This window comes from Streptomyces sp. NPDC046860 (assembly GCF_040645115.1).
GTDB lineage: Bacteria > Actinomycetota > Actinomycetes > Streptomycetales > Streptomycetaceae > Streptomyces.
In genome coordinates this window covers 217,047-237,738 of the sequence record NZ_JBEYXQ010000006.1, presented here as the reverse complement: position 1 = coordinate 237,738, position 20,692 = coordinate 217,047, and the positions used below count along the sequence as shown (strand labels likewise).

General features: G+C 70.7%; 18 protein-coding genes and 3 pseudogenes. 19 read left to right on the top strand and 2 right to left on the bottom strand.

The annotated features are described in order from the left end of the window. Positions 1-449: 449 nt before the first annotated feature. Positions 450-1,492, top strand: a pseudogene (locus tag ABZ898_RS11845) (IS701 family transposase); the annotation flags it as partial. Between the two features lie 341 nt (positions 1,493-1,833). On the opposite strand, the gene ABZ898_RS11840 reads toward ABZ898_RS11845, so the two are convergent. Then, on the bottom strand, positions 1,834-2,580 hold the full coding sequence (locus ABZ898_RS11840) for a site-specific DNA-methyltransferase (protein WP_361656083.1): 747 nt from the start codon (positions 2,578-2,580) through the stop codon (positions 1,834-1,836). 580 nt (positions 2,581-3,160) lie between these two features. Between ABZ898_RS11840 and ABZ898_RS11835 the strand changes: the two genes are divergently transcribed. The 18 genes and pseudogenes from ABZ898_RS11835 to ABZ898_RS11750 all read left to right on the top strand — a co-directional run. Continuing rightward, complete coding sequence (locus ABZ898_RS11835) at positions 3,161-4,306, top strand: NlpC/P60 family protein (RefSeq protein WP_361656080.1); 1,146 nt, start codon at positions 3,161-3,163, stop codon at positions 4,304-4,306. 89 nt (positions 4,307-4,395) lie between these two features. Then, the gene (locus ABZ898_RS11830; protein WP_361656077.1) at positions 4,396-4,704 is read left to right on the top strand and encodes a DUF6112 family protein; all 309 of its coding nucleotides are present in this window, start codon (positions 4,396-4,398) and stop codon (positions 4,702-4,704) included. Next, on the top strand, positions 4,704-5,393 hold the full coding sequence (locus tag ABZ898_RS11825) for a hypothetical protein (protein ID WP_361656075.1): 690 nt from the start codon (positions 4,704-4,706) through the stop codon (positions 5,391-5,393). Before ABZ898_RS11830 ends, ABZ898_RS11825 begins: the two co-directional genes overlap by 1 nt. Before the next feature lie 28 nt (positions 5,394-5,421). Continuing rightward, positions 5,422-6,813, top strand: coding sequence for an ATP-binding protein (locus tag ABZ898_RS11820; RefSeq protein ID WP_361656072.1), 1,392 nt, complete (start codon positions 5,422-5,424; stop codon positions 6,811-6,813). Positions 6,814-6,956: 143 nt separating this feature from the next. Continuing rightward, positions 6,957-8,429, top strand: a complete 1,473-nt coding sequence (locus ABZ898_RS11815) for an SCO6880 family protein (protein WP_361656069.1) — start codon at positions 6,957-6,959, stop codon at positions 8,427-8,429. 33 nt (positions 8,430-8,462) lie between these two features. Next, entirely contained in the window at positions 8,463-8,915 is a 453-nt protein-coding gene (locus tag ABZ898_RS11810; RefSeq protein WP_361656066.1) for a DUF6238 family protein, read from the top strand. 26 nt (positions 8,916-8,941) lie between these two features. Continuing rightward, entirely contained in the window at positions 8,942-10,513 is a 1,572-nt protein-coding gene (locus ABZ898_RS11805) for an ATP-binding protein (RefSeq protein WP_361656063.1), read from the top strand. A gap of 542 nt (positions 10,514-11,055) precedes the next feature. Continuing rightward, complete coding sequence (locus ABZ898_RS11800; RefSeq protein WP_361656060.1) at positions 11,056-11,754, top strand: hypothetical protein; 699 nt, start codon at positions 11,056-11,058, stop codon at positions 11,752-11,754. 140 nt (positions 11,755-11,894) lie between these two features. Then, positions 11,895-12,563 (top strand): hypothetical protein, encoded by a 669-nt coding sequence (locus ABZ898_RS11795; RefSeq protein ID WP_361656057.1) that lies wholly within the window; start codon positions 11,895-11,897, stop codon positions 12,561-12,563. Positions 12,564-12,660: 97 nt separating this feature from the next. Beyond that, positions 12,661-13,434, top strand: coding sequence for a hypothetical protein (locus ABZ898_RS11790; RefSeq protein WP_361656054.1), 774 nt, complete (start codon positions 12,661-12,663; stop codon positions 13,432-13,434). 26 nt (positions 13,435-13,460) lie between these two features. Continuing rightward, positions 13,461-13,957, top strand: a pseudogene (locus ABZ898_RS11785) (hypothetical protein). Between the two features lie 634 nt (positions 13,958-14,591). Continuing rightward, on the top strand, positions 14,592-15,017 hold the full coding sequence (locus ABZ898_RS11780) for a hypothetical protein (protein ID WP_361656052.1): 426 nt from the start codon (positions 14,592-14,594) through the stop codon (positions 15,015-15,017). Between the two features lie 87 nt (positions 15,018-15,104). Then, on the top strand, positions 15,105-15,611 hold the full coding sequence (locus tag ABZ898_RS11775; RefSeq protein ID WP_361656050.1) for a hypothetical protein: 507 nt from the start codon (positions 15,105-15,107) through the stop codon (positions 15,609-15,611). A gap of 116 nt (positions 15,612-15,727) precedes the next feature. Further along, positions 15,728-17,515, top strand: a complete 1,788-nt coding sequence (locus ABZ898_RS11770) for a TraM recognition domain-containing protein (RefSeq protein WP_361656047.1) — start codon at positions 15,728-15,730, stop codon at positions 17,513-17,515. Next, positions 17,512-17,802, top strand: coding sequence for a hypothetical protein (locus tag ABZ898_RS11765; protein ID WP_361656045.1), 291 nt, complete (start codon positions 17,512-17,514; stop codon positions 17,800-17,802). The genes ABZ898_RS11770 and ABZ898_RS11765 overlap by 4 nt, the downstream gene beginning before the upstream one ends. Beyond that, positions 17,799-18,968: a DnaB-like helicase N-terminal domain-containing protein gene (locus ABZ898_RS11760; RefSeq protein WP_361656042.1), complete on the top strand. Its 1,170-nt coding sequence runs from the start codon at positions 17,799-17,801 to the stop codon at positions 18,966-18,968. Before ABZ898_RS11765 ends, ABZ898_RS11760 begins: the two co-directional genes overlap by 4 nt. A gap of 56 nt (positions 18,969-19,024) precedes the next feature. Continuing rightward, positions 19,025-19,612, top strand: coding sequence for a hypothetical protein (locus ABZ898_RS11755; protein WP_361656039.1), 588 nt, complete (start codon positions 19,025-19,027; stop codon positions 19,610-19,612). Between the two features lies 1 nt (position 19,613). Next, positions 19,614-19,844: pseudogene (locus ABZ898_RS11750) on the top strand (hypothetical protein); the annotation flags it as partial. A 105-nt stretch (positions 19,845-19,949) separates the two neighbouring features. On the opposite strand, the gene ABZ898_RS11745 reads toward ABZ898_RS11750, so the two are convergent. Continuing rightward, complete coding sequence (locus ABZ898_RS11745; protein WP_361656037.1) at positions 19,950-20,672, bottom strand: DUF4839 domain-containing protein; 723 nt, start codon at positions 20,670-20,672, stop codon at positions 19,950-19,952. Positions 20,673-20,692: the final 20 nt, after the last annotated feature.

The following is a 20,692-nucleotide window of genomic DNA, read 5'->3' as shown; positions in this document are numbered from 1 at the left end:
ACCAGCCCACCCTTGGCCCGTCCTCCCGCCTTCGGAAGCGCCCCTCTAGGTTGGAGGACGCAACAGGCTAAAGATGCGTGCGTCGGCAGCCGAGTTGCATGATGGACACCTCGTAAGCTCGGTCGTCGAAGGGACTTCCCCCTATGCGACGCTCGTCGCAGCGGACCGCACCGCTTCCACCGCGATGCGAGCCACATCGTCCGCCGGCCACCTTTACACTCCGGTTGAGATCGCTGGGGAACGTGACCGTTCCGGCAGCCAACCCGCCACTGCAGGATGCGACTATCCAACCGAGCCCCAGCCATGGATCGCCCATCGGCGCCCAATCCTTCGCGCCGACGTATGTGGGTGCCGGCCTCCTTCCCGCCCTCTCCGTGGCCGCCATATCGGCTGCTTAGTACTCCAGCAGCGGTTCGTGTCCTGGGCTGGTGGTTGTCGTTGTCCTAGGTATGGAGGGGATGACTGAAGTCGCGCACTGGGCGGGTGAGTTAGAGTCGGCGTTCGCCTGGGTGGCGGGCCGGTTTGCTCGGGCGGATCTGCGGTGGCGAATGCGCGACTACGTCCGCGGTCTGCTGTGGCGGGCGACACGCAAGAACGGCTGGCAGCTCGCGGAATGGGCAGGTCACCGCACCCCCGACGGCTTTCAGAGGCTACTGAACAGCAGTGTCTGGGACGCGGATGCGCTGCGTGACGACGTTCGCGCCTATATCGCCGAACGGCTCGGGCCGGACGGAGTACTGATCATCGACGACACCGGGTTCATCAAGAAGGGCACCACGTCGGCCGGAGTGGGCCGGCAGTACACCGGAACTCCGGAAAGATCGACAACTGCCAGATCGGGGTGTTCGCCGCCTATGCCACCGGCTCGGGCCGGGCTCTGGTGGACCGGGAGCTCTATCTGCCCAAAGCCTGGACGTCCGATCGTGACCGCTGCCGGGCGGCGAAGATCCCCGACGAACGTGGCTTCGCTACCAAGGGAGAGCTGGCCCGGGGCATCGTCCGCCGCTGCCGGGCCGCTGGCCTGCCCGCCAAGGGGGTCACCGCCGACGAGGCATATGGGCAGGACCGGCACTTTCGCCGCCTGCTCGAGCAGCTCGACATCGGCTATGTGGTGGCGGTGCCCAAGTCGCAGCAGATCAAGTCCCTGGCCGGCATCTGGCGCATCGACCAGCTGATCGGCGAGGCACCCGGTGAGGCCTGGCAGCGGCTGTCCTGCGGTGACGGTGCCAAGGGTCCACGGGTCTACGACTGGGCCGCAGCCAAGCTACCCGCCAACCTGATCTTCGACCCCGATCCGCCGACCCATCACCGCTGGGTGATGGCCCGCCGCAGCCTGTCCGACCCTGCTGACCTGGCCTATTACCTCGCCTACGCACCCGTCGGCATCGAGCTCTCCGAACTGGCCCACATTGCCGGCAGCCGCTGGGCGATCGAGGAATGCTTCCAGGCCGCGAAGAACGAGTGCGGCCTGGACGAGTACGAGGTCCGCCGCTATGTCGGCTGGTATCGACACATCACCCTGGCCATGCTCGCCCATGCCATCCTGACCGCAATCGCAACACAACCCCAGACCAGCGGCGATGCCGCAAAGGGGGCTGCAGAAACGGATTGGGCTTCTCCCGTGACATGCGCGGTATCGGCCACCTTGGGACCGGCGACTTGGAGGTACGGATCGCCTCGGCTGCCGACCTGGAGAAGGCGGGACCGCTGATCCGGCGGGCCTTCGAGGCGGCCTGACGCAACAGAAAGGGCGGCTGGTGCATCGGTTTCTCGATGCACCAGCCGCCCTTTTGCGTCTACAGTCCGTCGGCTCCGGTCTGGTCGCTCTCACGCTCATGCCTCCGGTCCTGCCAGGACGAAGTCGTCCTGGGCCAGCTCAGCTCGGAGCCTTCGCTCGGCAACGTCGGCGTAGTGCGCGGACAATTCGACCCCCACGAACTGCCGGCCCTCGCGCAGGGCGGCGACGCCCGTGGAACCACTGCCAGTGAAGGGATCGAGGACGGTGCCGCCTTCGGGACAGATCTGCACGAGCTGCCGCATGATCTCGACCGGCTTCTGGGTGATGTGGACGCGGTCCTTGCGGGGCTGGGAGGCGATGAAGTGGCCGGGCAGGTAGAGGTCGCGGTCCTTGTCGAGGGTGCCCTTGACGCCCCAGACGATGAACTCGGACGACTGCTTGAACCCGCCCTTGCGGGGCCGACTGGCCGGCTTTATCCACGGGATGGTGCCGGACCAGGTCCAGCCGGCCATCTGTAGGGCGTCGGTCGTAGTCGGTTCCTGACGCCAGTCGGTGAAGACCATCGCAACCGCGTGCTCGGTGGACGCCCGGTATGCCTCGGTGAGCAGGTCGGTCAGCCAGCTGCGGTACGAGCGCTGGTCGCGGTTCTCGCCGGGGAAGTTCTGCAGGTCGTGCGCCGATCCGGCCGTGACGTACTTGGCGCGGGCGGTGCGGCCGGTGCGGTCCGAGCTGGTGCGTCCGCCGGAGTTGTACGGCGGGTCGGTGATGACGGCGTTGATGCTCTCGTCCGGGAGGGTCTTCAGCACGGTGAGGGCGTCGCCTCGGTGCAGCGTGTAGCTCATGTGCGGGGGCCTCTTTCAGGGCACGGCGGGACTGGGCCAGCTCCGTACGGCGGTCAACAGCGGCCGACCGGAGTGGGGTTGCGCCGGAGGTTAGCCGTGATTTCCGGCCGTACCTAACGAGCCTGTGCGTGCTTCGGGCCTGGGTTCGGCGGTCGTTTGGTGCGGCCGGAATCCCGGTCTACTGTCTCGCCACGTCACCAAGGCGGAGCCCGGCTCCACCCCCGCTGACCTGTGCTGATCCGTGTTATCGCGTCCAAAGACGCGGCCCGGAGAGCGCGTTGCCCCTCCCGTTCCCGAAGCTGTCAGGAGACCCGGTCCACCGCCTGAGATTACGAGCGCGGCTGACTGCCGCGCATGACCTGAGACCGGCGTCCGGGAGCTACCAACTCCCCTGACCCGGGCCCGCCCTGAGAGGCGGATTCACATCGGCGCGGTGCCGGCGGCTTTGCACGAGAAGTCGGCACCGCGCCTCCTACGAACCGCGAGGAGCCGCTGCGATGCAGTACGCCCTGATACGCCCACGCCCTAACCCAGCCCCGTTGCCCGCCCTGGCTGTCCGCCCCGACGAGCGACGGCGGCGATGAAGAAGACCACCGGAGTAGTCGTCGGTCTCTTCGCCTCCGGTCCGCTTCTGCTGGCCGTTCCGATCCTCGCCATCGGGGCCGGGACTGCTTCGGCCTCCTGCTCGACCGGCGGTACGCAGGCTGTGGATACCGCAGCCGTTGCCGCTCAGGTGAAGGCGATCCTGGACGGCGGCGGCAAGGGCACGGTCTCCGTGCCGGGCCTGGGCGACCCGGCCGAGCAGATCCCCAACGCTAAAACCATCCAGGCCACCGGCGTCGCGATGAACATCCCGGCCCGGGGTCAGATCGTGGCCCTGGCGACCGCCCTGCAGGAGAGCGGCCTGCGGAATCTGACCTACGGCGACCGCGATTCGCTGGGCTTGTTCCAGCAGCGGCCGTCGCAGGGCTGGGGCACCGCGAACGAGATCCTCGACCCGGTGCACGCCTCGACGATGTTCTACAAGGCGCTGGAGAAGGTCTCGGGCTGGCAGTCCCTGTCCGTCACTGAGGCCGCCCAGGCGGTGCAGAAGTCCGGCTTCCCGGAGGCTTACGCGAAGTGGGAGCCCCTGGCCTCCGCCTTGCAGCAGGCGATGGAGCCGTTGCTGTCGAAGGCCGGCGCCACGTCGCCGAGCCCCACCCCATCCGGCCCGGACAGCACGGCCGGTCCTCCGCCGAGTACCGCGGGCGCCTGCACGGCCGGCGGGGACGGCACCGACTTCGGGACCATCCCGCCCGGCGCGGTGCCGGCCGGATACAAGATCCCGGCAGACGCTCCGCCCAAGGTCCAGACGGCGATCCGCTGGGCGCTCGGCCAACTCGGCACCCCGTACCAGTGGGGCGGGAGCTGCACCGACTCCCACGGGCCCGACCCCATGGGCCGCTGCGACTGCTCTTCGCTGATGCAGCAGTCGTACAAGGCCGCTGGCCTCACCCTCACCCGGACGACGTACACGCAGGTCAAGGAGGGCAAGCCGGTATCGGTCGACGCTCTTAAGCCCGGTGACCTCGTCTTCACCGAGGGGACTGCCGAAGTCCCGGAACACGTCGGGATGGTCGTCGGCAAGGGCTTGATCGTGCACGCCCCGCACACCGGCGACGTGGTCCGCCTCGCGACCCTCGCGTCCTGGAAGCCGCAGATCCTCGCGGCCCGCCGCGTCGTCTGACCGGCGCTTCTCTCCCTCCCCCCTTCCTGCACTGGCGCTTCGTCCACTCGGGCTTCGGCGTGCACTAAATCGAACTGGAGTTCACAATCATGTACCTCGCCGACACGGTCTTCCAGCTCGCCTACGACCCCGGGATCAAACCGAACGGGGGCGGGCTGCCGGGCCTGGCGGTCCTCAAGCAGGTGATGGGTTCGATCAACCTCTTCGGGATCATCGCCGCGGTCGGCGCGCTCGCCGTCAGTGCGGGCGTGTGGGCCTGGGGCCACCACTCCGGCGGCCACCAGGCCGAGGCCAACGGGAAGAAGGGCGTGCTGGTCAGCGCCGGCGCGGCCCTTCTGCTGGGTGCCGCAAACGGTGTGGTGGCGTTCTTCAGCACGCTGGGATCGCAGGTCCGCTGATGTCTCCCCGTTCCACGAACCCCGGCGGCGCGTCTCGCGTGCGCCGCCGGGCGCTGCTCGGTACCGCTGTCCTGGTGGTGCTCGTCACCCTCGCCGGCCTGGCCTCCTACCTCACCCGTGACGGCAGGACCTCCCCCAAGGCTTCTGCGTCGCAGGCGAGTTCGGCTTCCCCCTCCTCCCCGGCCGCTTCTGCTTCCGGCTCGTCACCTCCGCACGGGAGCCGCAGCGCCCTGCCCGTTCCCCCGTCCACGCACGACCCGGTCACCTTCGGCAAGGCGGCAGCCGCGGCGCTGTGGTCCTACGACACCCGCGCCTACTCCCAGCATGAGCTGCTGACTGCCGTGCACGGGTGGCTGACCCGCGAGACGAAGTACGCCGACACCGCCTCGGTCGACGCGCTCGTCCCCTCGAGCGTGTTGTGGAAGGAGATGGCCGCAGGCGGCCAGTTCGCCACGGCCACCGTGAACGAGGCGCACTTCCCAAACTCGTTCACCCAGGCCCTGCAGGCGGACCCCGGGGCGATCACCACCGCGTACGTCTACGCCGTGACGGTTTCCGGTAAACAGTCGATCGCCTGGGACGGCTCGCCGCACGGCGGCGCCGAGAACCGCGTCACCACCCTCGCTGTCCAGTGCCGTCCCTCCCAGCCCTGCGCCCTGGCCGGTGTCCTGCCGACCGTCGCGCCCTGACCCCCACCCCGAGATAGGAGGTATCGCCATGGGAGTCTGCGACCTGCCGCTGATGGACAAGGTCTGCGGCACCGTCGACTTCGCCACCAACCCCGCCGGGACCGTCACCGACGGCATCGGGGCGTGGATCGCGAAGTCAGCGGGTGAGCTGGCCGCCAGCGCAGCCGATCTCGCCGCCAAGGCCGTCAACGAAACCACCGCCATCGATCTCAACGCGGGTTGGTTCCGGGACAACTATGAGCTGCTGTTGCCCATCGGCCTCGCCCTGACGGTCGGCACGTTCTGCATCCAGTTGATGTTCGCGGCCTGGCGATGGGACAAACGCGCCCTCGCTCAAGCCGCGATCGGCACGATGACCGGCGTCCTATTCTCCTTCTGCGCCGTCGCCTTCACCTCCGTGGCCATCACGGTGGTCGACGCCCTGTCCGACGGCCTGTTCCAAGCGGCCAACAGCTCAGTGGACGACGCGATCCGCCGCGTCATCAGGGTCAACGAGTTGGGGGCGATGTACGGCCTCGGCTGGGGAGTCCCAGCCCTGGTCGCCCTCGGCTGCGCGATCGGCGCGTTCTTGTACTGGGGCGTGATGGTCGCCCGCAAGGTCGGCGTCCTGATCATGGTCGCTCTCGCAGTCTTCGCCGGGAGCGGTGGCGGCTGGGAGGTCGCCAAGCGCTGGCGCCGGGGTTGGATCGAGGCCACCGCAACCCTCGTCGTATCGAAGCTGCTGATGACCGTGGTCTTCCTGATCGGCGTCTCGGCGATGGGCAAGTCCGACGCCAGGGACGGCATGGCTGCCTTGTCCGATGCGATGGCCGGCATCGTCGTGATGGTCCTGGTGCTGCTCTGCCCGTACGCGACCTACAAGTTCGCCCACTGGGCGAGTGACGGCGGCGGACACGACGACCTGCACCGTACCGGAGTCGCCGGCATGGCGGTCGCCGCTGGGGCCGCGAAGACCGCGGGCAACCTCGCGATGCAGGCCAGCACCGGCACTCCTGCTCCGCAGGGGCCGAGCCGGGTCCCCGGCGCGGGCAGCGACGGTGTCGCCTCCGGCATCAATCCCGCCGGCGGCAACCTGAGCAAGGAGGGCATCGACGCCGGACCACCGAAGCCGCGGACCAGCTTCCGGTACGGCGAGGACCCTGACGCCTCCGGCGACAAGGGCCGCGCCCTGCTCCAGCGCCCCGGCATCCCCGCGCTGATCACCCGGCCTACCGACACCGAAGCAGGAGGCTCCGAGGGCGCTCCCTCCGCCGCCCAGCCCGCTGGTGCGTCGGCTCCGGGCAGCAGCTTGACCCACGCCGGTGCCGTGCCGCCCAGCGGTCCCGCCGCACCGCCGCCGCTCTCCACCGGTCCGTCGGCGACCGGCTCCCCGATTCCGGCGAGCTGGGTCTTCCCCGACCAGCCGCCGTCGGGATCCTGACCCACCACGACCCCAGGGGGCGGGCTGCAGCCCTCCAGCCCGTCCCCTTCCCCCGAACGCCCGAGACGGAGTCCTGCCATGAGCTCCAGACGAGTGCCGCGCCTTCCGCCCCGTCTCGCCCGCTCCCACTGTCTGGAACCAACATGTCTGACAACCCCCAGGCCGAAGTCGCCACGGCCATCGTGAAGTTCCCGCACCGCAGCAGGCGCGGCATCCTGCTCGGCCTGACCGCGCCGCAGCTGATCGTCGCGAGCCTCACCGGCCTGCTCCTGCTCGCCGTGATCCTCGCCCGTGGCGTGGTCGGCGCGCTCGAACTCATCCCGCTGTGGGCCGCCATCGCGCTGCTCGTCTTCGTTCGCTACCGAGGCCGGGCCCTGGCCGACTGGGCACCGATCGTTTTCCGGTACGCGCTCCGCCGGATGCGGGGCCAGTTGATCTGGGTCACCCGGCCCTCCCGGCGCCCGGTGCGCGAAGGACTCCTTCACCTGCCCGGTACCGCCGCCAGCCTGCGCGTGGTCACCGCCCCCGACCGCCGGTACGGCGCGGTCCACAACCCCCACACCGGCACGTTGACCGCCGTCGTCAAGGTGTCCTCCCGCGCATACGCGCTGCTCGACCCGGGCGCCCAGAACGCCAACGTCCATGGCTGGGGGCGTGCCCTCGCCGCGCTGGCCCGCACCGGTCAGGTCGCCCGGATCCAGGTGATCGAGCGAACCGTGCCGGACTCCGGCGACGCCCTTCGCCGGTACTGGGAGGAGCACGGCCGCCCCGCTGCACCGGTGGCCGGCCGGGTCTACAGCGAGCTGATCCAGAGCGCGGGCCCGGCTGCGGCTCCGCACGAGGCGTACGTCGCCATCTCGCTGGACGCCAAGGCCGCCAGGCGGCTGATCAACCAGGCCGGAGGCGGTCTGACCGGGTCCTTCAGTGTCCTGGCACAGTTGACCTCGACCTTCGACCAGGCCGCGCGCACCGCCGGGCTCAACCCCACCGGCTGGCTCACCGCCCACGAGATCGCGGCAGTCGTGCGAACGGCATACGATCCCAAGGCCTTTGCCGCACTGGACCGTTGGTCCTCCTCCGGGCGTCCCGAGGCTGACCCCGCCGCTGCAGGCCCGGTCGTGGTCGTCGAGAAGTCGGACCATATCGCGACCGACTCCGCCGTCCACTGCACGTACTGGGTGGAGAACTGGCCCCGCACCGAGACGGCGGCGGGCTTCCTGCACCAGCTGCTGTTCACCGCCGGGGTGCGGCGGACCCTGTCGCTGTCGTACGAGCCGAAGGGGCTGGACGCCGCCCTGCGCGATGTCCAGCGCAAGAAGGCCACTGTGATCGCGGACGCCGCCGAGCGAGCGCGGCGCGGCCAGGTCGACTCCGAAGCGGACTCGATCGAGTACCAGGACATCAAGTCCCGGGAGCGGCAGCTCATCGCGGGCCACGCGGATGTCGCCCTGACTGGCCTGCTGACCGTCTCGGCCGACTCCGAGGAGGAGCTGCGTTCCGCCTGCGCGGTCGTGGAAACCGCGGCGGTCGGCGCCCAGCTCGACCTCAGGCCGCTCACCTGGCAGCAGGCCGAAGCGTTCACCGCCGCCGCCATGCCGCTCGCCCTCGCCGCCTGACGCCGGCCCCCTCCCTTCCGAAAGAGCACCCCCATGTCCCGTACCTCCAGCCCGACCGCGCAGGACTTCGTGCCCTTCGCCACCGCCGCGCTCGACTTCCACCGCGCGCTCAACGTGCCAGGCGGTCCCCTCGTCACCACCCGCGCCGAGCTGCACGCCCTGCACGCCCACCTCGTCTCGCTGCACGGCCTACTCGACGCCCAGGCCGTCCGCACAGGCCATCTCGTGCCGATCGAGGGCGACCAGCTCAGCGCCGCCCGCACCCGGATCTGGCAGGCCGCCGACCACGTCCACGCCGCCTACCATGCGGCCCCCCAACCCGGCTCCGGCGAGGTCCCCGACCGCGAAGCGTGCCAGGCCGGCCTGCCAGAAGGCGCACCGGAGCTGACCATCTGCCAGCGCCACCAGCGCACCGCGCACCTGGTCCGACGCCGCACCACCCCGGCCGACCTCCACGCTCCGTTCACCGGCCTCGTCCGCTACTGACCCTGCCTTCCGTCTGGAGAACGTTCATGCCCCGCCCCCGCGCCAGCGCCTCCCACCTGTTCGTGCCCCGCAAGGCGTCGCGCGCCGAGCAGCGCGCCGCCCGCGCCGGGTTCGCAGAGGCCCGCCGCCAGGCCCGCCTCGCCGGAGCCCCGCCCAGGCGCCGCGACGAGGAAACCCTCGACCCGGAGCTGCGGCCGACCTATCCGCCGTCGGGACGCCCCGGCTCCTCCTCGGCACGCGGCGGCAAGCTCAGCCTGCCCGCCCACCGGATGACCACCGCCACCGTGTCCGGGGCCTACCCGTTCCTCGCCGAGGGCGGCCTGGGCGCGGAGGGCATCTTCATCGGCCGCGACGTCCACGCTGAGGCCGCGTTCTGCTACGACCCGTTCTCGCTGTACGGCAGCGGCCGGATCGAGGGCTTCACCAACCCCAACGCCGTCCTGGCCGGGATCATCGGCATGGGCAAGTCCGCGCTGGCCAAGTCCATAGCCACCAGGGCGATTGCCCACGGATACCGGGTCTACGTTCCCTGCGACCCCAAGGGCGAGTGGACGGCCGTCGCGCACGCTCTCGGCGGCTACAGCATCGCGCTGGGGCCGGGGCTCCCGGGCAGGCTGAACCCCTTGGACGCCCCGGCCCGGCCAGCTTCGGTGAGCGAGGACGACTGGTCGACCGAGGTCCGCAAGCGCCGTCTCCTGCTTCTGGCCGGCCTCGCGCGCACCGTGCTGAAGCGCGATCTCCGACCGATGGAGCACACGGCCCTCGATCTCGCGCTGGACCTGGCCGTCGCGGAAGCCGAGGCCAGCGGCACCGTGCCCCTGCTCGGCGAGATCGCGCACACCCTCGGCTCGCCCGACCGCCTCGACCGGGCTCTCGGTGACCGGGCCGGGCACATGGGGCGCGCCGCGCAAGACCTCGCGCATGCCCTGCGCCGCCTGGTCCACGGCGACTTGAGCGGCATGTTCGACGCGCCCTCGACCGTGGCCTTCGACCCGACCACCCCGATGCTGTCCATCGACCTCTCCCGCCTCGGCGGCTCGGGCGACGACACCGCGCTGGTCCTCGCGATGGCCTGCGCGAGCGCCTGGATGGAGTCCGCGCTCGCCGACCCCGCCGGCGGCCGGCGCTGGGTGATCTACGACGAGGCGTGGCGGGTGATGCGGCACGTCGGCCTGCTGGAGCGCATGCAGAGCCAGTGGAAACTCAGCCGAGGTCTCGGCATCGCCAACCTGATGATCATCCACCGCCTCAGCGATCTACTGAGCGCGGGCGACGCCGGCTCGCGCGGCCGGGTGCTCGCCGAGGGTCTCCTCGCCGACTGCAGCACCCGCATCATCTACCGCCAGGAGCCCGACCAGCTCGCCGCCGCCGCGTCGCTGCTCGGCCTGACCGGTGTCGAAACCCAGGCCGTGTCCGCCCTGACCAAGGGCCGGGGCCTGTGGAAAGTCGCAGGTCGAAGCTTCATTACGCAGCACATCCTGCATCCGGTCGAACGGGAGCTGTTCGACACCGACGCCCGCATGTCCGGCGAGGTCCGCGGGTTCACCGCAACTGCCGATTTCTCACTTCCTGTGCAGCGCAAGGAGGCGCGGCAGTGAGTCTACGTGGGGTGGTGGGTTCCCGGTCCGAGCTCGCCCCTGGTCTCCCGTTCGGGGTGGTCGAGAACGCCGCCCCACTCCAGCGCCACCCAGCGACCGGCCCGGCCACGAGTCCGGCCAGCGGCACACCAGCCACTGACTGGAACGCCCGCCTCACCACAGCCCGAACCGACGAGTTCACCAACCCTTTCCACGAGGCCGTCACAGAGGACTTCGGCGCGGTGGCCCGCCTGCATCAGATGCTCGCAACCGCCTCCGCGTGGTGTCGCACCCACAGTGCCCGAAGCAGCGCGTCCGAGTTGGACGCCCTCGCCTCCCGGCTGACCGACCTCGGCGAGGAGCTGCATCTCGTTGCGGAGAACGTCGACCACGAGATCCGCTCCCGGTCGCGTCAAGCAGCAGGCCGCCCCTCGCCGACGGCGTCGGCCCGGGGCACTTGCTCGGGCAGCCAGCAGAGCGACGCTCCTGTTCCGGTTCCACCATCCCTCATGGGCTCGCTGCCGCGTTCGCGGTGAGGCCCCGTACAGAATGGAGGAACGACCATGCCTACCTCACCCGGCTCCTCCGCTACCCGTGACTGCCGGCCGCAAGATGCCGGCGAGCGGACGGCATGGCGGGCGCGCGTCCAGGCCCTGGCCTCCGCCGCCGCCGGCATCACGCAGGCTTCGGACCAGTGGGACGCGGTCTCCGACTCGTACTGCGACGAGGACGGCTGGCCCATCGACGAAACCGGCTACGCCGATGGCAAGGTGGCCCGGGACGCCGCCGCCTGGGAGCACGTCGAGACCTTCCTGACCCACGGCCCCGAAGTCCTGGCTGGTGTCCGGGCCGCCGCGCAACCGGCCGACTACCTCGACGGCCCGATCAGCGCCGACCTGCTGCGCCTGCGGGGGATCGACTCCGTACTGGAGCGAGCAGGCGAGATCCGCCGCGAGTGGGATCAGGTCATCGCGCTCATGGAGGGGTCCATGCCCGGATCGCGGGAGCTCTACGAGGAACGAGCCCGCGAGATCCGCAACTCCGAAGGCTGGCACTACGCCGACGAACTCAGCTACAGCGGGGCAGCGTTGGCCAGGGCTGCCGATCACCTGACCGAACGGATCGGCGTCGACCAGTCTGCGCACACCAGGCGTGTCCAGGCGGCCCTGGCCCGATCCGCCTCCGGCCAGCGCGGTGCCTCCGCCACTTCGCCGCCAGCCTCGGCAGCGTCGGACCCCCCTGCCGCGCGCCGCTCGCGCTGACAGCTCGAGCACCGACTCCGGCGAGGCCGAACGACCCGATCACCGGATCCTCAACGAACGCCACTACCCCTACCAGTCCCCGCCTGGCTGCGACTTCCCGCCGTCGGCGGCTGGGGACGGCCGGCCACGGAGAAGCCCACATGCGCCCCGATCAGACCCTGGTCACCCTCCAACGCGAGGGCACACGCATCACTGCGCGCGCCGGCGAACCCTTTATCCAGGAAGCCGCCGCTGGCACATCGGAGCGTGAGCACCAGTACAGCCACCTGACCACGCCGCTTCGGCAACGCGGACTGTCCTGCACCGTCGAGTACGGCCTCAGTGACTACATCGTCCACGCCGAACTCCCCGACGGCAGCGCCCTGATCATCTCTCCGCCTCAGGAACCGCCCACCGACCACCCGCCCGGATATCCGGAGAGCTGGTTGGTGACGCGCGGGCATCCCGACGACTCCACGCTCCACGCAGTGATCTACGACTCGGAGCCCGACGGTCCTCACACCCGGCATGGCGGCAGCATCCCCCGCCTGCTCGCCGCCATCGACACGCGCCTGGATCAGCTCGGCCTGCCGCCCCGACCGGATCTGCGGCGACCTGCCCAGGAAGAAGACCGGCACACCGGCCACCCTGACGGGGTCCGGGCCCGGGCAGACCGAGTCACCCCGGAGGAACCGGCGGAGCCCCGAGTCACCGCCGCTCTCGCGGTCTCGCCGACCGCACGGCGCACGCCCCCAGCCGAGCTGCCGTCAGCCTCAGCGGTACGTCCCTCCCTGCCTCCCGCCCGACCTTCGTCCGCACCCGGTCGCTGACCGCTGCCCAGCTTGGAGCCCGCCATGTCCAGCACCAGCAGAACCATCCCAGTCCTCAACCACCCCGCTCCCGCTGCCGACACCGGATGGATCCGCCATGCCCACCCCCGAGTACGACCCACTTCCCGACGTCGCGGTCGGCCACCACCCCGACTTCGGCATCGTCGCCTCCAACCCCAAGCAACTGGCCGCAAGCGCCTGGATGTTGAAGGGCTTGGACTTCCACCCTGTCCCCGACCACCCGAACCTGTACGCGCTGGCCAACCAGCAACGTGATGGCCAGGGCCGCGCCACACGGGCCGTCGCGCTGCTGCGCAAGACCGGCTACCGGGTTGACGTGGACGCCGCGTTCGACCCCTCGCCGGCCTCCGGACCAGCACCCGCCCGCGTCCGACCCCCGCGCGTTGAGCCGGACGTCGCGTTCGCCGAGCATCCGCAGCTCGGCGTGGTCGCCGCCACCGCCGACGGTTCCTCCGCTCTCAGCAGCCGACTCCTCCTGGAAGAGCACGGCTGGCGGCATAACCCGAGCCTGGACATCTACACGCTGCCCACCACCACCGACCGCAGCGAGGCGCTCGGGAAGGTCGCCACCGCCACGCTGGCTATGCACCGGGCCGACCTCCAGGTGGCCGTGCATCCCCTCCTCGCCCGGGACATAGCCGCGCGCCGCCCACCCGCGCCCATGACGGCAGCGCACCCCGAGCGCAGGCAAAGCTCTACCACTCACAAGTTCCCCATCAGCGGCGCCGCGCTCGCCGCCGGTCCCGCCCGCGCCGACCTGTTGGGTGAGGCGCCGGTTGCCGTACCCGCCGCCTCCGGCCCGGCGGCCCGCCCGGTAGACCCGCGCATCGCGTTCTCCCGCAACCGCTGACCCAACTCCCGTAAGGAGCTGTTCCCATGGCTGTGAAGATCATTTGGCAGATTACCCATTCCTGTGGGCACCAGGCTGAGCGAGACCTGTCCGGCCGGGCGGCCGACCGTCGCGCGGGGTTCGCCGAGTGGCTCGCCAAGCAGGAGTGCACCGATTGCTGGCGGGCCGCGAAGGAGGGCGACGAGCAGGACAAGGCCGCCTGGCTGGAGGCCAAGCGCGCCGAAGAGCAGTCCGAGTCCGAAGCCTGGTCGGAACGGTATCGGATGCCGCCACTCGAAGGCCGCGAGCGTGCCGTCGCCTGGGGCGTGCGCACCGCCACCAGGTCCTGGCTGCCGCGTACACCGCTCTGCTCCTCGAAGGCGCGACCAGCGAGGCGGAGTGGGAGGAGATCGAGGAGACGGCTCGCACGATCACCCGCGCCGGATGGTGGATTGATCAACGCTCCTCCGAGCCCGGCGACCTCGCCGAGCTGCTCGAGGCGGCCACCGGAGCCGACCGTCCCACCGAGAATCCCCACTTCTGACCGCCCGGTGCCCCAACCCCGGCGGGGCACCGGATCCCTCCCTGCAAGTGATGCGGATATCCCAGGCCCGAGTACCCCTTGCGTTGCGATGTGCCGCGCACCGGGAGCACCACCGATCTACTCGCTGGCCTGCACCGCATCGAGGCCGAATTCGCCCCCTACCTGCTCATTCGCCGGAGTTGACTGCCCAGGACGCCGTCGTACTGCCGTACTTGGCGTTGCTGCTCGACGCCCACTTCGCCCCAGCTCTGCCTGCGCGGACTTCGCCTACGGCCACGGCATCGACGAACCGGGGTGACCGCAGCCGTCTACCACCCATCTCCGGCCGGGCCAAATCGCGGATTCTGCGGATCCTCTCTCCCTGACGGCCCGGTCGCCTTGGCTCCCGTTCGCCACTCCCCTTCGAGGTAGACGCCGTGATTGCCCACCTGCAGCGCGCCAGCCACACCGCCAGCCTGCTCGCGTATCTGTCCGGGCCGGGCGAGCGCGGCAACCACACCAACCCCCGCCTGATCGCCGGGGACGGCCACGGTGCCCCGATCTGGATGCTCACCCAGCCCGATGCCCTGCCGTCTCTGGCCCACGCCCTCGACGCACCCGTCGAGCGCCTTGGGGCCCGAGCGCCGAGCGGCCGGTGTGGGTCTGCTCGGTCCGCTCCGATTCCCGGCACCCCGACCTGACCGACTCGCAGTGGGCCGAGGTGGCCCGCCGGGTGGTGGCGGCCACCGGCATCGCCCCGGACGGCGATCCGGACGCCTGCCGGTGGATCGCCGTGCGCAACCAGGCTCGCCTGGTGCACGTCGTTGCCACCCTCGCCCGCGAGGACGGCGGCGTCCACCACACCTACCGCGACGCCTTCCACGTGCAGACCGAGTGCCACCGCATCGCCACCGAACTCGGCCACCTGCCCCCGGCCCCACGCCCAACACCCCGCGCCCAGGAGACCCACGTGCCTGCCCCCTACATCACCATCACCGCTGAGCCCAGCGGCAGCGTCTCGGCGAAGGGCGCCAGCGACGACTTGTCCGCCGCACTCCTCAAGCACGCCGGTTTCCAGTAGATCGAGGACTGGTACGGCCGCCGCCACCGTCTGCCGACCACCACCCCGAAGGCTGAGCGTGTCGCCGTCGCCTCCCACGCAGCCGAGATGCTCCGCGCCGCCCGGTACAGCGTCGACCTGGACCCCGCCCTCGACACCAGCCGGTTGACCACCCCGGCCAACCCGCTCGGGCTCTACACCGCCGGAGCCGAAGTCCTGCGGCTGACTGACCAGATCAGGGCCGCCGAGAACGGTGTCGGCCTTGCGCAGGCAGTCAATCACCTCCTTCATCCCGAGCACGGCGTCCTGGAACGCGTCGGGGAAGCGCTGGAGACGGCAGGCGAGCAGATATCCGACCTCGACGACGAGGCGTACGCACTCGCCGACCGGTTCGGCTTCGCTGCGGAGTTCGTCAGCGCAGCACAATCCGAACTCATCGGAACCGGGGGCGAATCGCACCGTGTCAGCGGCTCGAAGCAGGACCACGCCAACCGGCAGCGAGCCGCGCGCGCCTCCTCCCCGCACGCCGCCGCCCAGCGGATCGCACCCTCCGCCAGCAGGACGTCCGAACCACCTGCCAGCACCCCACCGCCCCGGTCGCCGCGCACCCGATGACCTCGCCCTGACCGCGACCACCACCCCCTTCCCAGAACAGGAGCTGCCCCGATGACCAGTAGAAGAGCGCCGCGCGCCCCGCCCCGCCTTGTCCGCTCTCCCTCCTTGGATCCGCCATGCCCGCCCCGCGTACCAGCGCGCCGTCGACCACCACCGGCTCCGACGCGCTCCTCTACCTCCTGTTCGGCGTCCTCGGCGCTGCCATCGCCTTCGGCTCCCTTGCCTGGCTGACCGGCAACCTCACCAACGCTCTCGTCGGTGCCGGCCCCTGGGTGCCGTTCAAGGCCACCGACGCGCTGCTGCACCCCGGCATGCTGTGGCCGCACCTGAGCCCCACCGCCCTGCTGGTCGGCGCGCGGCTCCTCCCCGGACTGCTCTGCGTCTGCCTCACCATCACCGGCCTGATCCTGTGGCTGCGGCAGCGCGGCGAGGCGAAGAACGGCCTCGCCCGCAAGCAAGATCTCGCCCCTCTGATGGACAAGGAGATCACCGCCAAGGCGAAGAGCCTGCGGCCGAGCCTGTCCGACCTCAAACCGAAAGAGGTCGCTCCCGCCGACCGCGGGATCCTCCTCGGCACGCACTCCCCGGGCCGAGCCGAGGTCCGCGCCTCCTGGGAGGACGTGATCGTCGCGATCATGGCCCCGCGCTCCGGCAAGACGTCCGGGCTGGCGATACCCGCGATCCTCGCCGCCCCCGGCCCGGTACTGCTGACCTCGAACAAGGCGGCAAACGACGCGTTCACCGCGACAGTGGACGCCCGCGCCAAGGTCGGCACGATCTGGACACTCGACCCGCAGCAGATCGCCCACCACCCGCGCGAGATGTGGTGGGACATCCTGGCCGACGCCCGCGACCTGGCCGGGGCGAAACGCCTTGCCGGGCACTTCGTCGCCGCCAGCGTGGACGAATCCAGCGGCTCCGACTTCTGGTCCACCGCCGCGACCAACACGCTGGGCGCGCTGTTCCTGGCCGCCGCCAGCCACCGGCGCCCGATCACCGATGTCCTGACCTGGCTCGCCTCCCCTGCTGACCGCACTCCGGTGGACCTGCTCACCGATGCCGGCCACGACGCGGTCGCCGCCCAGCTCCAGGGCACGGTCAGCGGGGCCACGGAAACGCGGGACGGCATCTACGAGACCGCGCGGCAGTACGCGAGCTGTCTGCTCGACCCGGAGGTCGCCGCCTGGGTCACCCCCGACAAGCTCCTTCCCGAGTTCAAGCCCTCCGCGTTCGCCACCTCCCGCGACACGTTGTACCTGCTCAGCAAGGACGGTGGCGGCTCCGCTTCGGCGATCATCGCCGCAGCGGCCGACGCGGTGATGCGCGCGGCCGTGGTCGTCGCCGAGCGCTCCGGCGGCCGGCTCGACCCGCCTGCCCTGTGCGTCCTCGACGAGGCCGCCAACGTGTGCAAGATCTCCGATCTCCCGGACCTGTACAGCCACTTGGGCTCACGGGGCGTGATCCCGATGACGATCCTGCAGTCCTACCGGCAGGGCCAGCGGTGCTGGGGCGAGGCAGGCATGGACGCACTCTGGTCCGCCGCCACGATCAAGATCATCGGAAGTGGCATCGACGACGCCGACTTCGCCGATCGTCTGAGCAGGCAGGTCGGTGACCACGACGTGCAGACCACGTCGGTGTCGACCAGCGACGGCGGCAGGTCCACCTCGGTGAGCATGCGCACCGAGCGGATCCTGCCCCCCGACGCGATCCGCGCGCTCCCGAAGGGGAAGGCGCTGCTGCTCGCCACTGGTATCCGGGTGGCGATGCTGGACCTGCGGCCCTGGTACAAGGAGCCCGCCGCCAAGGTGGTCGGTCCGGCCTCGGCCCACGCGACGGAGGCCATCACTGAGCGGGCCGTCGCCAAGTCCCTGGGCCGCGACGATTTCGGGCTGTCGGCATGAGCGCCCCGACGCCCGAGGCGCTCTCGTTCGGCGCCGGGCTCGTGTCCTCGCGCACTCCGTCCTCACCTCTGGCGCGGTCCGAACGCCTCGCCCGGTCACCGTTCGTCCGGCGCGGCGGCCAGTGGTGGCTGGTCACCGGTTCCGGCTCGATCCTCGCCACCGATCCGACGTTCACCGGCCAGCTGGACCGCTTCGCCGCGGCGATGGCCGCCGCCGACCAGACCATCGCCGATCTCCGCTCCCAGCAGGACGATCCGCCGACTCCCCACCCCGGACGGCAGCGATGAACCCGCTGCTGAGTGCCGAGCAGGCGGTGCTCGGCTCGGTGCTGCTCGACCCCGACCAGCTCGCGCACCTCGACTGGCTCGCACCGGAACACTTCTACCGGCCGGTCCACCAGGCGCTGTTCGCCGCCCTGCGCAAACTCCGGACCGAGGGCCACCCCGCCGTGGCGACCAAGGAACCGGTGCCGCTGTCCTGGGTGACCGACGCGGTCGACGAGGCCGGCCACCACGTCCGGGGGCTGACCGCGGCATACGCCCACACCCTGATCTCGGCCTGCCCGCGCCCCGAGCACGCCCCGGTGTACGGCCGGATGGTGCTGGAGGGAGCGATCCACCGCAGCGTGACCGCGCACGCGATCCGCCTCCACCAGGCAGCCCGCGCCGACGCCCTCCAGCGCGAGGTGGAGGGAGCGCTGCACTATGCGGACGTCCTGGCCGGGGTACTCGGCGATCTCGCGCGCCGCTGGGGGGCCGAACCGCGCCCGGTCGCCCCCGCCATGCCGCCCTCCACAGCGCCCGTCGCGCCGCCGCCGGTATGGGCGAACCAGGTCGCCGAGGACGAGCAGTTCCTGCTGGCGGTCCTGGTCGAGCGGCCGAAGGCGATGGCCGAGGTCGTCGGCTGGCTGCGGCCGGGCGACTTCACCGACCCCGCCCACGGCCAGCTCTACCGCTGCCTGGGCGCACTGCACCACCGCGGCGAGCCCATCGACCGGATCACCGTGCTGTGGGAAGCCCAGCGGCGCGGTCTGCTGGCCGACGGCACGCTGACCGCCGAACAGATCACCGCCATCTGCGACGGCGTCGGCCCCGGCAGTGCCGAGTGGCTCGGCGAGCAGATCATGCGCTCCTCCGTCGCCCGCACGGCCGCCGCCTCCGCCCGCGCCATCCGCGCCCTGGCTGAGAACGAGACCCTGGCCCCCGGGAGGCTCATCAACCACGCCCTGCACGCGCTCGGGCCGCTCGACGAAGTTCGCGCCCGCTGGCAGACCGCGAACGGCCACCCTGCTCCGCCACCACTCCCCGCACCGTCGGCCGAGGGGCCCCCGACGGCGCGGGTCCACGCCGCCCTCGCCCGCAGCACACCGCGACCGGCCGCACGGCCCTCAAAGTCCCCAGGCCCTGCCTTCACACCATCAGCCACACGACCGCCCTCGCGCACCCACGGCTGAACCGTCCTCACCCACCAACCCAGCCCATCCGACTGTCCCCACTTCTGGAACGCACCGTGAACACCCCCATCTCCGACGCCCTGGCCCTGCGCGCCACGTCCTCCGCCTTCGACGCCCAGCGCGGCAAACTGCCGGTGCCTGGAGACCTCCACCGCTCACCCGATACCGTCGCCGTCGCCGTCGCACGCCAGATCTTCGAACTCGGAAAGTTGATCATCGACCTGGGTGATGAGGTCCTCTTCCGTGCCGCCGATCAGGACCAGGCGCCCCACACCGCTCGGGTGATCACCAGCTTCGCCGCCGCCGTCGAGCCCGCGAGCGAAGCGGCTTCCGTCCTGGGGGCGGTGGCCCACCAGCTCGCCTTCCTGAACCGGACCAAGCGTCTGCGCGACGAGCCCGACACCCGGGAGGCCCGGGGGCCAGCCATACGGGTGATGGGGGACGCCGTCGCCACCGCCGACGCGGCCCTGCACGACGGGGCCAACTCCCTGCACGCCGCATCGGCAACGGTCCCTTCCCCGTCCGTTCGGCTCCAGGCTGCCCGCAGCCGGTCCACCACCGCTGCGCCCGCTCCGGGGTCGCCGCCTCCCGGCGTCACCACGGCGGTGGCACCCTCCTCGGACCGAATCGCACGGGGCCGGTGACATGGAGACCACCACCGCGCAAATGTCGTTGATCGGCTTGCTCTGCTCGGGTTACTGCGGTCTGGACCTCGGGGTCCAGGCCGCCCTCGGCGGCACCCTGGCCTGGCACGCCGAGATCAACCCCGACGCCTCGCGCATCCTGGCCCGGCACTGGCCTGGCGTGCCCAATCTGCAGGACATCAGTGCCCTCAACTGGGCTGATGTTCCTCGGGTGTGCGTCCTGACGGCCGGCTTCCCTTGTCAAAGACGTCTCCGTCGCCGGCCGCCGGGCGACTCAGTGCGTTGTGGTAAAGGGAGCCCCTGCTCATTGAGCAGGAGCTCCCTTTACCACAACGCACTACCGGATTTCCGTCGAGACCGGGGCGAGGAAGAAGAGGCACTGGTCCGCGTTGAATTCGCCCACCTCGGCGACGAAGCGGAACTTGTCGCCGACGCCAACGGTGGCAGGGATCTGCTTGCCGGTCAGGTTCAGGTTGCCGGTGTTGACGTCCTCGTACTTGAAGTTCGGGCCGTCCGTCGTCTGCGGTCCCTTGTCGCCTGGGCCCAGGAGGAAGTCGTAGCGGGTGTGGTAGTCACCGTGGGGTGCCATGTGCCTGATTGAGCCGTCGAACGCGACCGTCTGCCCCTCGTGCTTGGTTGCGAAGTCCAGGTTCGCTTCGTCGCACGGGTCCGCCTTCAACAATGCCGCGAACTCCGTGTTGTTCTGCGGTGTGATCACAGCAGCGGCAGTCGGTGCGGCCGCGGTCGGAGTCGGCGTAGCGGACGGCTTCTCGCTCGTGGCTCCAGAACTGGCTGGAGCGTCCTTCTCCTCGTCTCCGTCGCTGAGCGCAGCGCCAGTGCCGATGATGGCGGCCAAGACCACGAGGACGGCAGCCCCCGCCCCGATCAGGAGCCGCGGTAGAGGCTTCTTCGGTCGACGGAAGTTGAGGGTGGTGCGAAGTTTGCCCGGGAGCTGTTCCACGAGCTCCCAGCCGTCCTTCTGCATCTTCGAGATCACCAAGCCGTCGGTGCCGCGAACTGTCTGCACGGTCTTGTACTCGTACTTGATCTCGTCGGCCATGCGGCTCCGCGCCCCCTAAA